Source organism: Mycolicibacter senuensis (assembly GCF_002101885.1).
GTDB lineage: Bacteria > Actinomycetota > Actinomycetes > Mycobacteriales > Mycobacteriaceae > Mycobacterium > Mycobacterium senuense.
The window spans coordinates 256,241-270,125 of sequence record NZ_LQPS01000039.1 but is presented as its reverse complement, the minus strand read 5'-3'; the positions used below and the strand labels follow the sequence as shown (position 1 = coordinate 270,125).

The window sequence follows — 13,885 nt, the reverse complement described above, 5'->3', positions numbered from 1 at the left end:
TGAGCACGGTTGCGGGAGTCGGCCGACCCCCCGAACGGCCGACTCCCCGAACCGATACCCCGCAGGCTCCCGTGGCAAACCTGCCACCGGAGACGCCGACGGAGCAGCGAGACGAACGGTCGAGAACGATCCGTTCCCCAAGACCGGTACAGAGCCGGACGCGGCCGTAAGTTACCGGCTGTACGGCAGCAACGCAACTCGAAAACCAACCACGGTACCGCTAGTCGCTGGATAAAACTGGCAAACGGCTGCTGTTGGTGCTGGTAGCGAACCGTTGGCCGTAAAATCCCCGGTTATGGCGCACGACTGGTTGCTGGTGGAGACGCTCGGCGGTGAACCGGCAGTCGTCGCGCAGGGCCGACAGGTGAAGAATCTGGTGCCGATCACCCAGTTCCTGCGCCGCAGCCCGCATCTGGCCGCGATCCGGACTGCGATCGCCGAGACGATGGGCACCGGGCAGAGCCTGGTCAGCATCACCCCCAAACATGATCGGGTGATCCGGACCGAGCCGGTGGTGATGTCCGACGGCCGCGTGCACGGTGTGCACGTCTGGAGTGGCCCCGCCGACGTCGAACCACCGGAGCGTCCCACCCCGGGCCCGCTGAAGTGGGATCTGACGCTCGGCGTCGCCACCGACACTGAGGAATCACTGGCCAACAGCGGCAAGGATCCCGAGGTGGAGGCTACCCACGGCCGGGCTTTCGCCGAGGAACTGCCCGCCCGCGACTTCAGCCCCAACGAGAACAAGGTGCTGGCACTGGCGATTCAGGCTGAACCCGACAAGACCATCTGCAGCAGTTGGGATGTCACCGATTTTCGCGGCGACACCATCCGGGTGGGTTTCGTGGCGCGAACCGCCTGGGAGTCCGATCTCGGTGGGCGTGAGCACCTGGTTGCGCGGGGCATGAACTGGCGTGGCCAACTCGACGGCACCGTGCACCGTCCCGATTTCCTGGCGCAGCAGATCCTGCACGGGCTGGCGCAGCCCGGCGTGCACCGGGCCATGGTCGACCTGATCGACTGGCGGCTGCTGAAGTGGCTGGACGACCCGTGTCCGTTCTACGACTGGCGCGGCACGGTCGACGCCCCCCGGGTGCATCCCGACGACGAAGCCCTGGTCGCCCGCATGACAACCGATTTCACCGCCGGGCCGGCGACCGGAGTGCTGCGACTGCGCCAGGCCGACGGGGGCTGGTCGCCGGTGCATGTGACGGTGAACCGGATCGAGCTCGAAGCGGGCACCTACGCCGGCCTGATCGCGCTGCGGCTGCCCACCGACGGCGAACTGGCTGACGCCGGGCTGGACCCGCCGGCCGACGGGTCCTAGCGACCGCAAGCACCGTCCCTGGCGATAGGACCGTCGGCATCGCGGCCGACTTGTCGGCAGCCAGCGATAAAGTCGGCGCGTGGAGAAAGACCAGATCACAGGCTCGAGTCCCGTTGCGGAGTGTGGTGACACGACCGTCGAGCCGACGGTCATGGATGAAGCAGCGCTCGGGTACGGCGCCGAACTGGCCTACAGCGCCGAGGAGGACGGACCGGAGCCGACGCCGTACGTCCCCGACATCGGCGGTGGTACCGGCGCCGTCGCCGTTCGTGCCCCGCGGATGCTGTTGCGGTCGGCGAACCTGCTGGCAGCTGCCGTGGTCGGTGCGGCAGCAGTGGCGATCCTCTGGGCCCCACCGGATGAGTCGGCCGGGGTGAGGATCGGTCCCCACACCGGGCCGATCCCGGTGGCACCTCCCGCGGCTTCGGCGGCCCCGCCGCCGCCGGCTGCGGCCGTACCGCCACTGAGCACGAAGACGCCGGTACGCCAGCCGGCCGCCCGAGTCCCGGCCAATCCTCCGCAGCCGGCCCCGGTGCCGAAGGCGGAGCAGCTGAACAAGGCGCTGAACGACGCCGGGCTCAAAGGTCCCGGCATTCCGGAGCGGGACGCCGAGGTGGCGCAAGAGGTATGTAGGCGGCTCGCTCACGGATCCTCGCCCCAACAGATCCTGACGGATCTCGGCGACGGCAACCCCAACTTCACGCCGCAGCAGGTCGACATCGCATTCCAGAAGAGTCGCGAGATCTACTGCCCGTAGGCAGAGGAATCCACCCACGACGCACAAGCGATACCCGACCTGCCGGCCTCGCTAGCCGACGGGACCGGCGCGAGCGCTCGCCCTGGCCGGACCGATCCGCCGGCCCGGCACTGCGACCGTGACGGTGACCACCAGGTCGAGTCCGTCGACCGCACAATCGATTTCGCGGACAGCCATCTTTCGGGCCAGTCGTTGCGCCGCCGCGCATGCCGTCTCGGGTCCGACGGGGATGCGGGCTGCGCCGGCCAGGGCGGCCAAGTCGGCGACCGACTGCGCCCGGTGCCGAGCGATGACCGCCGCGCCCAACAGGAAACCCCCGCCGGTGACCGTCAGCAACACGGCCACCATCGCGGCGGCGGCCACGGTGGCCGCGCCGGCCTCACCGGGACGGCTCGGCGGCTGAGACCGCCTCGGCGCTGACCACCAGGCCCGGCAGCAGCGCCGGCCGGACGGTGACCGTCGCGACCAGGAAGCCGCCGTCAGAGCGCAGCCGGACCGCCGCGCCGGCGGGCGCGATCCGCCGCACCACCGCCGTGGCCGCCGGCGCATCGCCGCGCGCCGCCAACCTGGCCGCCTCCCGGGCGGCATCGATGCAACGGACCTGGGCGGACACCGCGCTGATCCCGGCCAGACACAGCACCAGCACGGTGACCAGCGCCGCCAGCGCGAACGCCGCCTCGACCGTGCTGGCGCCGGCATCGTCGGCGAGTCGGCCACGGCCGGCCAACGCCCGTCAGACCTTGGTGTTCAGGGCGCGCCCGATCACCCGATTCAGCGCGGCGACGATCGAGTCCCCGGTCACCACGGTGTAAAGGATCGCCCCGAAGGCGGCGGCCGCGATGGTCCCGATCGCGTACTCGACCGTGGACATCCCCGACTCGTCGGACGCCAGCAACATCAGCTTGAGCTGGACGATCCGGAACGCGTTGCGCGCCTGCAATATCGGTGTTTTCACCAGACCTCCTCAATCATCCGTCTTCTCCAGCGGGTTTCCGCGGCACCTCCGCGATGCATCGCCCGCTCACAGCAGGCCCGACCGCAGCACGTCACCGGCCAGCCCGGCCACCACCGGCACGATGCCCAGGCACACGAAGGCCGGTAGGAAGCACAGGCCGAGCGGCCCGGCGATCAGCACCCCGGCCCGCTCGGAGGCGGCCGTGGCGTTGTGTGCCGCATCCGCTCGGCATTGGGCGGCCAGCTCACCGAGTCCGGTCGCCAGGGCCGCACCGGAGGCCCCCGATCGCCGGGCCAACCGGAGCGCCGCGGTGATCGACGGGTCGAGCGCACCGGCCGCGCCGTCCGGCGGGGCCGACCACGCGATGCCGGGCTCGGCGCCCAGGGCCAACAGGTCCGCGCCGCGGCGCAGCACGCCCGCCAACTGCGGCGGCGCGTAACGGGCGGTGGCCGCGGCCGCAGCCGGGACCGGCATGCCGGCGGTCAGGCACAGGGCGAACACCTCGAGGCCGGCGGCCAGTGCCAGCGCGTCGCCGCCCGGCGTCATCCGGTGGCGCACCGGACGTTCCGGCCGCGGTATTCCGGCCCGCGCCCGCACCGTCGAGGGGGCGGCCAGCACGGCCATCGCGAGCAGCACCGCGGCGGCACTCATAGGGCGCCCGCGCGTCCGGTGATCCGGTCCGACCACAGCAGCCCGGCGCAGATGAGGCTCACGCCGAGCACCGACAGCACTCCGCCCGGGCCGCCGCCGAGCAGAAAGCCGGCCGGGCGGGCCCCGATCGCTTGCCCGAGCAGCACACCGAGCACCGGCAGGCAGCCCAGGATCATCGCCGACGCCCGCGCGCCGGCCATCCCGGCGTCGACTTGAGCCGTAAACCGTTGCCGGGCAGTGATATCACTGTGGGCGGCCTGCATCAGGATGGCCACCGCCAGGCCCTGTTCGCCGCCGAGCTGCCAGTAGGCCGCGAGCCGTTCCCAGTGCGAGGGCATTGCCGAGGATCCGGCCGCATCACGCAAGCCGGTGACGACGTCGGCGCCCAGCCGGGTGCGGGCGACCACCCCGCGCAAGCCGGCGGCCACCGCGCCGTGACCGGTTTCGGCGGCGGCAGCGGCGAACGCCCGCACCGGATGCGCTCCGATACGCAGCTCACCGACCAGCACATCGAGCGCGGCCTCCAGGGCCCGCGACTCCGCCGCGGCCCGGCGACCGCGGCGGCGCCGGTGATGGCGCAGCGCAGCGGTGCCGGCAGCCAGTGCCCCCGCCAGGCAGCCGCTGGTCGGCAGCGCGACCACGGCCAGCACGGCGACGCAACCGGCCGACAATCCCAACACTGCCCACCGGGTGGCCCGGCGTCCGGGGCGGGCGCCCGCTCGCAACCGCCGGCGCGGGGAGCCGCCGAGCAGCACCGCCGCAGCGAGCGCGAGCGCCGCGACCGCCGGGCCGGTCACGCCGGCCTCCGCTCGCGCAGCAGCGCCCGGAATTCGCTGACATGCTCACTGAGTCCCCGACCGGCCTGCCACACCGGAGCGGCCTGCACCATGCCGGTGGCGGTGCGGCGCAGCAGTGCGATGTCGGTGAGCCGGCGCCTGCCGCTGCGCTCGCGTCCGACGTGCAACAACACCTGGACGGCGGCGGCCAGTTGACTGTGCAGCCCGGCGCGGTCCAGGCCGCCGAGTGCGGCCAGCGCTTCCAGGCGGGCCGGGACCTCGGCGGGGCTGTTGGCGTGCACGGTGCCCGCGCCGCCGTCGTGGCCGGTGTTCAACGCGGCCAGCAGGTCGACCACCTCGGCGCCTCTGACCTCGCCGACCACCAGCCGATCCGGCCGCATCCGAAGCGCCTGGCGGACGAGATCGCGTAACCCCACCTCGCCGGCGCCCTCGACGTTGGCCGCCCGGGCGACCAACCGGACCAGATGCGGGTGGCGCGGCTGCAACTCCGGGGCGTCCTCGACGCAGACCAACCGCTCCCGGGGGTGCACCGCGCCCAGCATCGCCGCCAACAGCGTGGTCTTTCCGGCGCCGGTGCCACCGGAGACCAGAAACGTCAGTCGGGCACCGACGATGTCGGCCAGTAACGCCGCCGCCGGGCGCGCGATGCCGCCGGCCGCGGCCAATGCGGCGATGTCCTGGGTCGCCGGTCGCAACACCCGTAGTGACAGACAGGTCCCGTCGGCAGCGACCGGCGGCAGTATCGCGTGCAGGCGCACGGTGAACTCCCCGGTGCCGATTCCGCCGAGGCGGCCGTCGACCCATGGCTGGGCGTCGTCGAGCCGGCGCCCGGCGGCCGCTGCCAGCCGTTGGGCCAATCGGCGTACCGCGGCTTCGTCGGCGAACCGGACGTCGGTGCGCCGCAAGCCGGCTCCGTCGTCGACCCATACCGCGTCCGGGGCGGTCACCAGAACGTCGGTGGTGTCCGCTGCGCACAACAGCGGTTCGAGGATCCCGGCGCCGATCAGTTCGGTTTGCAGTGTCCGCAGGTTGGACAGCATCTCGGTGTCGCCGAGAACCCCGCCGGATTCGGCCCGGATCGCCGCGGCCACCGTCTCCGGGCGCAGCTCCGAGGATGCCGACGACTCCGATGCCAGCCTTTCCCGAACCCGGTCGATCAGCGAATCCCTCATGCCGCCAAGGACTTTCGGGCGGGTAACACTTCGAGCACCCGGCCGGCGGCGGCCGCCAGCGCCGACCGGCGGTGCAGGCGCAACGCGGCGTGTTCGAGCCGCTCGGCCAGCCGCGGCTCGGCTCGCAAGGTCGCCAGCAGCGGCAACCCGATGATCTCGGCAACCTCGGTGGCGCGAAGCCCGCCGGGCGCCGGCCCGCGCACCACCAGGCCGACGTTGGGGTTGGCCGCCCGCAGCCGCGGAGTGATGGCGGCGCCGGCCGCACACGAACGCACATCACACGGGCTGACGACCACCACCAGGTCGGCAGCGCCCAGGGCGGTCTCGACCGGGTCGGTCAGGGCCCGGGGCAGATCGCAGACCACGGTGACCCCGCCGCGGCGGCCGGCCTCGACCACAGCGTCGACGGCTCCGGCATCGATCTCGCGGGGTTGTTGGTCGCGCCGGGCTCCCGCCAGGACGCTGACGCCACGCTGCCGCGGCAGTGCTTCACGCAGCGCCGGCCAGGTCAACCGCCCGGTCTGCGCGGTCAGATCGCACCAGCGCAGGCCGGCGGCGTGCTCGGTGCCAGCGAGCAGATCGATGCCACCGCCCCAGGCGTCCAGGTCGACCAGCAGCGCATCCCCGGCCCGCTGGGCCAGCGCCGTCGCCAGCAGCGATGCGCCGGCTCCGCCGCGCGCCCCGATCACCGCGATGGCCTCGCCGCGGCGCCCGCCGTCACGCACCGCCGCTGCCGCCTCGGCCAGCTCGGCCACCAGTTCGTCGCTGTCGGCCGGCACCGTCAGGACCCGCTGCGCGCCGATCGCGACGGCACCTTGCCAGCTGGCCGCGCCGGGTTGGGCCCCGGTGACGACGATGACGTGCGCGCGGCGCGGCAGCCGGGCCGCCGAACAGCGGGCGGCGGCGGCTTCGTCGACCACTACGGCCGCGGCCGCCGTCCAGGCCTTGCGGCTCGGCACCGATGCGGCGCCGGGCTGGATGACGCGTACGCCCACGGCTGCGGCCACCCGGTCGAGTTCGTCGCGCATCGCGGGCTGGGCGACAAGGGCCAACAGGCCAGCGGTTGTGCTCACGCCCTCACCGTGGCGGCGCGACCGTTGCCACGCCAGGCACTACGCGCCAGTTGTGGAGCGCAACCGCGTCTGTGCAGAACTGCCCGACAGGAGGCAGCGCAATATCAATACCAATCGGATCATAATTGCGATTTTCGGTACTCGAAGGAAGGCTCAGAGCTCATTCCAGCGAAGAATGACCGGTTAAAAAAGACGACCCCCGCCAGGGGGGGAGGAGGCGGAGGTCGTCGTGTATCAACCCCGGGGGGTCGGGCCGATACACCCTCAGCATAAGCCGAGTGATGACACTATACACACGACATGCCGGTCCGGCGCAAGTGTTGTCGCCAAAAGGTCACCCTCGGGACGGCACGGCCGCTGAAGTGCTCTTTCCGGCATAGCCCCGGTTCAGACGGCCCTCGCACCTATGCTGTAGCCGTGATGGCCTCCGACCCGGACACCCGGCAGCCGCAGTCGCAGGGATCGCCGGGGGAAACCGGCAGCCGGACCCGCACCGCCGCCTTCCTGGACCTCGACCACACCATCATCGCCAAGTCCAGCGCGCTGGCCTTCAGCAAACCTTTTATGGACCAGGGACTGATCAACCGTCGCACCGTGCTCAAGTCGAGTTACGCCCAGTTCCTGATGCTGCTGTCCGGGGCCGACCACGATCAGATGGAGCGGATGCGAACCCACCTGACCAACATGTGCACCGGCTGGAACGTCGAACAAATCAAGGCGATCGTCAACGAGACGATGCACGACATCGTCAGCCCGCTGGTGTTCGCCGAGGCGGCCGAGCTGATCGCCGATCACAAGCTCTGCGGCCGCGACGTGGTGGTGGTCTCGGCCTCCGGCGAGGAGATCGTCGCACCGATCGCCCGGGCCCTGGGCGCCACCCACGCCATGGCCACCCGCATGGTCGTCGCCGACGGCAAGTACACCGGCGAGATCGCGTTCTACTGCTACGGCGAGGGCAAGGTGCAGGCAATCCGGGAGCTGGCCGCCCGGGAGGGCTACCCGCTGGAGCACTGCTACGCCTATTCGGATTCGATCACCGACCTACCGATGCTGCAGGCGGTCGGTCACCCCTCGGCGGTCAACCCCGACCGCGCCCTGCGCAAGGAGGCGGTCGCCAACGGCTGGCCGGTGCTGACCTTCTCGCGGCCGGTGTCACTGCGCGACCGCCTTCCGGCCCCGTCCGGCGCCGCGGTGGCCACCACCGCCGCGGTCGGCATCAGCGCTGTCGTGGCCGGGGCGCTGACCTACTCGCTGCTGCGACGCCGGGTGTTCTGACCCACTCCAGCAAACCCGCGCGGTCACAATCAGGTGACGTCGTCGACGACGTTTGCGATTAGGCCTTGCTGTGTCGTGCATCACGTAGTACAAAGGAGGCACGGAAGCCGGCAAGGCCAGGGTCGACCCGGAAGAGAAGGATCGATCTCCCGAGCCGCACTTCCCAGTACGGATAGCGGTACCCACGCGGAGCCACAGCCGCGAAGATGGCAGAAGCGTTGCGGGCCTGCGTAATTGCGGAACGTAATCGGTCCCGACAGCCCTTTGGGTGGGGCTGCAGCCGAGGAGCACCGCACGAGCGCCGAGGCCACCCACGCAACCCACGTTGGACGCTTGGTAACCGTGTACCGTACTAGCGGGCGGCGAGCCGATTTCATCGGAGCGCCGCCCGCTTCGTTTTGCTCCGCCGGCCGCGGATTCAGCGCTTGGCGCCCGCTTCAGCAATCCCCAGCGCATCCAGCGCGCCGGCGTGCAGCGCACCGCAGCACAACAGCAGCCAGTCCGTCACACCCTCGGCGGAACCGCCGGCGAAAGCCTGCGCGGCGCGGCGATACGCGCCGGCCTTACGCATCCAGGTCACCTCGGGCACACCGAGTCCGTGCCGGTCCAGCCCGCTGGCGATCGTCACCAGCCGGGCCGCACCCCGGGCGACCACGCCGTCGGCGCTGCCAAACGGTGCGAGCGTCAACAATTCGCCGTGCACCACCGCGGCGAACACCGGCGCCGGCGCCGTGGTGCCGCCGGCGGCCAGGTCGGCGAGCAGCTCCAGCCGGCGTCCGACCTCGCCGCCACCGGCCGGCCGGCCGAGGTGGTCTTCGTCGACCAGATCGGCGGCGGCCAACACGTGCAGCCGGGCCAGCGCCTGCAGCGGGGCCCGCCGCCACACCTCGACCAGCGAGGTCTCCCCGCCTTCCAGGGCCTGGGCCACCCGCAGCGCGCCGGCGAACACCGGATCACCGGTCGAGCGCGCGTCCACCGTGGTGGGGCCGCCGTCGAGCACTGACGACGCCCGGGCCGCCCGCAGCGAGGACTCGGCGGCACTGACCGGCCACCCCCGCACGTTGGTCTTGTGCCGGTGGGCCCGTGCCAGCTCGTCGCGGACCTTCTCGCTGGCCTCGGCGACGCCCGGCAGTTCGAGCAGCGGGGCCAATGGGTCGGTGATCACGGGCTGTGACACTACCGGCGCGGCGGTTCGGCGAGGCTCACCGGAGCCGGCCCCCGGGCCGGTGGAGGTGAGGCGAAGCCGGGACCGACGCAGGAACAGGGGCGGTTCGGCGAGGCTCACCGGAGCCGGCCCCCGGGCCGGTGGAGGTGAGGCGAAGCCGGGACCGACGCAGGAACCGGGGTGGTTAGGCTGCTGACCGTGAGCCGGAACCCTGACACCGCCCCCGCAGACTCGCCGTCGTCGTACCCGCCCTCCCCCGAGTTCACCGCTCACGCCAACACCGGCGCCGAGGCCTACCGTGCGGCCGAACAGGATCGGCTCGCGTTCTGGGCCGAGCAGGCCAACCGGCTGCACTGGGCGACGCCGTTCACCGAGGTGCTGGACTACTCGCGGGCGCCGTTCGCCCGCTGGTTCGCCGACGGCAGGCTCAACGTCGCCTACAACTGCGTGGACCGCCACGTGGAGGGCGGCCACGGCGACCGAGTGGCGATCCACTGGGAGGGCGAACCGGCCGGCGGTTCAGCGAGCCTCGACGAAGGAGAGGCGAAGTTGGGACCGGCGCACGGGCACGGCGGTTCAGCGAGCCTCGACGAAGGAGAGGCGAAGCTGGGACCGGCGCATGAGCACGGCGACGCGCGCAGCATCACCTATGCGGAGTTGCTCGCCGAGGTGAGCCGGGCGGCCAATGCGCTGACCGGGCTCGGCTTGGTCGCCGGTGACCGGGTGGCCATCTATCTGCCGATGATCCCCGAGGCGATCATCGCCATGCTGGCCTGTGCCCGGCTGGGGGTGTTGCACACCGTGGTGTTCGCCGGCTACTCCGCGCACGCCCTGCGTTCCCGCATCGACGACGCCCAGGCCAAGGTGGTCATCACCTCCGACGGCCAATACCGCCGCGGTCAGGCCGCCGCACTCAAACCGGCGGTCGACGCGGCCGTCGAGGACGCGGCGTCGGTCGAGCACGTGCTGGTGGTGCGGCGCACCGGTGGGCAGGTGTCGTGGACCCCAGGGCGTGACCTGTGGTGGCACGAGGTGGTGGATTCGGCCGCCGCCGAGCACTCCCCCGAGGCGTTCGAGGCCGAGCAGCCGCTGTTTTTGCTCTACACCTCGGGGACCACGGGCAAGCCGAAGGGCATCGTGCACACCAGCGGCGGCTACCTGACCCAGGCCGCCTACACGCACTACTGCGTTTTCGACTTGAAGGCGGACACCGACGTGTTCTGGTGCACCGCGGACATCGGGTGGGTCACCGGCCACACCTATGCGGTGTACGGGCCGCTGGCCAACGGCGCCACCGAGGTGATCTACGAGGGCACCCCGGACTTCCCGGATCAGCACCGGCACTTCCAGATCATCGAGAAGTACGGTGTGACAATCTATTACACCGCGCCGACGCTGATCCGCACGTTCATGAAGTGGGGGCGCGACATTCCCGACGCCCACCGGCTGTCCAGCCTGCGGCTGCTGGGGTCGGTCGGTGAGCCGATCAATCCGGAGGCCTGGCGCTGGTATCGGCGGGTTATCGGCGCGGACGCGCTGCCGGTGGTCGACACCTGGTGGCAGACCGAGACCGGAGCGACGATGATCTGCCCGCTGCCCGGGGTGGCCGCGACCAAACCGGGTGCTGCGATGACCCCGCTGCCCGGGATCTCGGCGCGGATCGTCGACGACCACGGTGACCTGGTGTCGCCGAACGATGCCGGCGGCGAGCCGGTGTCGGGATATCTGGTGATCGATGCGCCGTGGCCGGCGATGGCCCGCGGAATCTGGGGGGACGAGCAACGGTTCATCGAGACCTACTGGTCGCGGTTCGCCGAGCAGGGCTGGTACTTCGCCGGTGACGGTGCCCGCTATGACGCCGACGGTGACATCTGGGTGCTCGGCCGGATCGACGACGTGATGAACGTGTCCGGGCACCGGATCTCCACCGCCGAGGTGGAGTCCGCGCTGGTCGGTCACGCCGCGGTGGCCGAAGCCGCCGTGGTCGGGGCGATCGATGAGCAGACCGGGCAACGGATCTGCGCGTTCGTGGTGCTGGCGGCGTCACACAGCGCGGCCGGTGGCGCGATCGTCGACGAACTGCGCGAGCGGGTCACGGTGGAGATCTCGCCGATCGCGCGCCCGCACAAGGTCCACGTGGTCCCGGAGTTGCCGAAGACCCGCAGCGGCAAGATCATGCGCCGACTGCTGCGCGACGTCGCCGACGGCCGCGAACTCGGCGACACCTCAACCCTGGTGGACCCCAGCGTGTTCGACGCGATCCGGGCGGCCGACTGAATGCGGCGAGCCGCCGATCGCCTGACGGTCTGATCAGCCGATCGGGACGAAGCCCGCACCGGGCCGGTTGTCGGCGTTGATGTCGCCCAGCACGGCGTTGATCGACACCACGACAGCCGGGGTGTGCAACGGGATGTACTTGACCACGCAGGTGGGCAGCGCCTCGCTGAACGCGCCGTGAATCATGCCGACCAGCATGTTGTTCACCACGACGGGGCCGCCGGAATCGCCCGGCCGACCGCACACCTGCATGACGATGGTTCCCGGGTCCTGTCCCGGCCCCCAGGTGACGCCGCAGGAGTTGCCCGTGGTGCGGCCCTGCTTGCAGGCGATCTGACCGAAGGACGGGTCCGGTCCGATGCCGCCGATGACGAAGCCACCGAAGTTGGACACCGGTGTCACCTTCTCCGGATCGAACTCGATCACCGCGTAGTCCAAGTTGTCGTTTCCGGCCACCATCAGGCCGATCGTGCCGTTGGACTCCGATCCCTCGGCGGCGACCTGGGCGCCCGGGCCACCGCAGTGCGCGGAGGTGAAGCCGATCAGCGCACCGGTGTTGTCGTGGCCGATCGAGGTCAGCGTGCACATCGTGTCGCCGTCGACGACGAGCCCGGCGCCGCCGCCCATCACCACCTTGTTGTCCGCGGCGACCCGCGCGGCCGGTGCGACCAGGCCGGCCATCGCAGCGCACGCCGCGAACGTCAGCACCGTCGCGATGGTGCGCAGCAACCAGTGGTGTGCGATCTGCACAGCGGTTCTCCCGTCGATCAGCTCCACCCCCGGTGGGTATAAAAACAGCTTAACGTGGGGCCTGCCCATTTCGGCCGCTGCTTTGCCGGGGTCGTCGGGGCTGCTACCGCATGGCAACATTAGGCGGCGACGACAGCGAACGGGAGGACAGCCAGTGAGCAAGGCCGATCGCAGGAAGGCGTCACGCGCCTCGAACAGATCCGCCAGGGCGGACCGCAACGGGGTGCCCAACACCTTGGCGACCATCCCGTTGACCGATCCACACGCGCTGCCCGCCGACCCGTCGCTGGGCGAGCTGGTCAAGGACGCGACGGCGCAGATGTCGACACTGGTCCGCGCCGAGGTCGAGCTTGCTCGTGCCGAGATCACCCGGGATGTCAAGAAGGGCCTGACCGGCAGCGTGTTCTTCATCGCGGCCCTGGTCGTGCTGTTCTATTCCACGTTCTTTTTCTTCTTCTTCCTGGCCGAGGTGCTCAACATCTGGCTTCAGGACTGGGCCGCCTACCTGATCGTGTTCGGGGTCATGCTGACGTTCGCCGCGGGCTTGGCGTTGTTCGGCTTCCTGCGGGTCCGGCGTATCCGGGGGCCGCGTCAAACCATCGAATCGGTGCGGGAGACGCGCGAGGCACTGCGCCCCGATCCGGGTCGCCTGCACTCCTCGGGTCCGCAGTCGCTGAAGGCGAACGACGGCAAACCGGCCACCGACCCCTCGGGCTGGTAGTGCCGCCACCGGATCCGTCGGTCACCCGCATCGACGGGCCGTGGCGCCATCAGGACATCCACGCCAACGGCATCCGCTTTCATGTCGTCGAGGCGACACCGGCCGGCAAAGATGCGGTCGCCGCGGTCGACAGTCCGCCGACGGCGCGCCCACTGGTGATGCTGCTGCACGGTTTCGGCTCGTTCTGGTGGACCTGGCGTCACCAGTTGCGCGGGCTCAGCGGCGTCCGGGTCGTCGCGGTCGACCTGCGCGGCTACGGGGGAAGCGACAAACCGCCCCGCGGCTATGACGGCTGGACCCTGGCCGGCGACACCGCCGGACTCATCCGCGCTCTGGGGCACTCGTCGGCGACGCTGGTCGGCCACGCCGACGGCGGACTGGTGTGCTGGGCGACCGCGCTGCTGCACCCGCGATTGGTGCGCGCTATCGCCGTGGTCAGCTCGCCGCATCCGGCGGCGCTGCGCAACTCGGCGCTGACCCGTGCCGATCAGGGCCGGGCACTGCTGCCGTGGTTGCTGCGCTACCAGCTGCCGTTCTGGCCGGAGCGCACCCTGACCCGCCACGACGGCGCCGAGATCGAACGCCTGGTGCGCAGTAGGGCCGGCGCGAATTGGCAGGCCAGCGAAGATTTCTCGGAAACCATCGGTCACCTGCGCACCGCGATCCAGATCCCGGCGGCGGCGCATTCCGCGCTGGAGTACCAGCGCTGGGCGGTACGCAGCCAGCTCCGTTCCGAGGGCCGGCGGTTCATGAAGGCGCTCGATCTTCGGACGCTGAACATCCCGCTTCTGCACCTGCGCGGCGACGACGACCCCTACGTGCTGGCGGATCCGGTGGCCAAGACCCGGCGTTACGCACCCCATGGCCGGTACGTATCCCTGCCCGGCGTAGGGCATTTCGCCCATGAGGAAGCGCCCGATGAGGTCAACGAGCAGCTGATGCGGTTCCTGTCGTCGAGCTAGCCG

Annotated in this window: 14 protein-coding genes and 1 pseudogene; 6 read left to right on the top strand and 9 right to left on the bottom strand. The window is 71.0% G+C overall.

Annotated features, from left to right (window positions below):
* Positions 1-295 precede the first annotated feature (295 nt).
* Together AWC24_RS13505 and AWC24_RS13500 are read left to right on the top strand one after the other, a co-directional pair.
* On the top strand, positions 296-1,327 hold the full coding sequence (locus tag AWC24_RS13505) for a PAS domain-containing protein (RefSeq protein ID WP_085085638.1): 1,032 nt from the start codon (positions 296-298) through the stop codon (positions 1,325-1,327).
* Between the two features lie 151 nt (positions 1,328-1,478).
* Positions 1,479-2,084 (top strand): DUF732 domain-containing protein, encoded by a 606-nt coding sequence (locus AWC24_RS13500; protein WP_085085636.1) that lies wholly within the window; start codon positions 1,479-1,481, stop codon positions 2,082-2,084.
* Positions 2,085-2,135: 51 nt separating this feature from the next.
* Here the strand turns inward: AWC24_RS13500 and AWC24_RS13495 are convergent, their stop codons facing one another.
* From AWC24_RS13495 to ssd, 7 genes are all read right to left on the bottom strand, one after another.
* Positions 2,136-2,447, bottom strand: coding sequence for an Rv3654c family TadE-like protein (locus AWC24_RS13495; RefSeq protein ID WP_085085634.1), 312 nt, complete (start codon positions 2,445-2,447; stop codon positions 2,136-2,138).
* Positions 2,448-2,463: 16 nt separating this feature from the next.
* Positions 2,464-2,811 (bottom strand): TadE family type IV pilus minor pilin, encoded by a 348-nt coding sequence (locus AWC24_RS13490; protein ID WP_085085632.1) that lies wholly within the window; start codon positions 2,809-2,811, stop codon positions 2,464-2,466.
* Positions 2,812-2,817: 6 nt separating this feature from the next.
* Positions 2,818-2,982 carry a DUF4244 domain-containing protein gene (locus AWC24_RS13485; RefSeq protein ID WP_083040186.1) on the bottom strand — a complete coding sequence of 55 codons (165 nt, stop codon included), beginning with the start codon at positions 2,980-2,982 and terminating at the stop codon, positions 2,818-2,820.
* 123 nt (positions 2,983-3,105) lie between these two features.
* Positions 3,106-3,690 carry a type II secretion system F family protein gene (locus AWC24_RS13480; protein ID WP_174813658.1) on the bottom strand — a complete coding sequence of 195 codons (585 nt, stop codon included), beginning with the start codon at positions 3,688-3,690 and terminating at the stop codon, positions 3,106-3,108.
* Positions 3,687-4,487: a type II secretion system F family protein gene (locus tag AWC24_RS13475; protein ID WP_085085630.1), complete on the bottom strand. Its 801-nt coding sequence runs from the start codon at positions 4,485-4,487 to the stop codon at positions 3,687-3,689. The genes AWC24_RS13480 and AWC24_RS13475 overlap by 4 nt, the downstream gene beginning before the upstream one ends.
* Entirely contained in the window at positions 4,484-5,659 is a 1,176-nt protein-coding gene (locus AWC24_RS13470; protein ID WP_085085628.1) for a TadA family conjugal transfer-associated ATPase, read from the bottom strand. The genes AWC24_RS13475 and AWC24_RS13470 overlap by 4 nt, the downstream gene beginning before the upstream one ends.
* On the bottom strand, positions 5,656-6,732 hold the full coding sequence (gene ssd, locus AWC24_RS13465) for a septum site-determining protein Ssd (protein WP_109560447.1): 1,077 nt from the start codon (positions 6,730-6,732) through the stop codon (positions 5,656-5,658). The genes AWC24_RS13470 and ssd overlap by 4 nt, the downstream gene beginning before the upstream one ends.
* Before the next feature lie 417 nt (positions 6,733-7,149).
* On the opposite strand from ssd, the gene AWC24_RS13460 reads away from it, so the two are divergent.
* On the top strand, positions 7,150-8,007 hold the full coding sequence (locus tag AWC24_RS13460) for an HAD-IB family hydrolase (protein ID WP_109560446.1): 858 nt from the start codon (positions 7,150-7,152) through the stop codon (positions 8,005-8,007).
* A gap of 418 nt (positions 8,008-8,425) precedes the next feature.
* Here AWC24_RS13460 and AWC24_RS13450 read toward each other — a convergent pair whose 3' ends face one another.
* The gene (locus AWC24_RS13450) at positions 8,426-9,172 is read right to left on the bottom strand and encodes a Fic family protein (RefSeq protein ID WP_109560445.1); all 747 of its coding nucleotides are present in this window, start codon (positions 9,170-9,172) and stop codon (positions 8,426-8,428) included.
* A gap of 237 nt (positions 9,173-9,409) precedes the next feature.
* Between AWC24_RS13450 and acs the strand changes: the two are divergent.
* Positions 9,410-11,449: pseudogene (gene acs, locus AWC24_RS13445) on the top strand (acetate--CoA ligase); the annotation flags it as partial.
* Positions 11,450-11,482: 33 nt separating this feature from the next.
* Here acs and AWC24_RS13440 read toward each other — a convergent pair.
* Complete coding sequence (locus AWC24_RS13440) at positions 11,483-12,199, bottom strand: chymotrypsin family serine protease (protein ID WP_085085763.1); 717 nt, start codon at positions 12,197-12,199, stop codon at positions 11,483-11,485.
* Positions 12,200-12,353: 154 nt separating this feature from the next.
* Here AWC24_RS13440 and AWC24_RS13435 point away from each other — a divergent pair, with 154 nt between their 5' ends.
* Both AWC24_RS13435 and AWC24_RS13430 read left to right on the top strand, forming a co-directional pair.
* A complete protein-coding gene (locus AWC24_RS13435) occupies positions 12,354-12,920 on the top strand; it encodes a phage holin family protein (protein ID WP_085085622.1) in 567 nt (188 codons plus the stop codon).
* Positions 12,920-13,882, top strand: coding sequence for an alpha/beta fold hydrolase (locus tag AWC24_RS13430; RefSeq protein ID WP_085085620.1), 963 nt, complete (start codon positions 12,920-12,922; stop codon positions 13,880-13,882). Before AWC24_RS13435 ends, AWC24_RS13430 begins: the two co-directional genes overlap by 1 nt.
* Positions 13,883-13,885 lie beyond the last annotated feature (3 nt).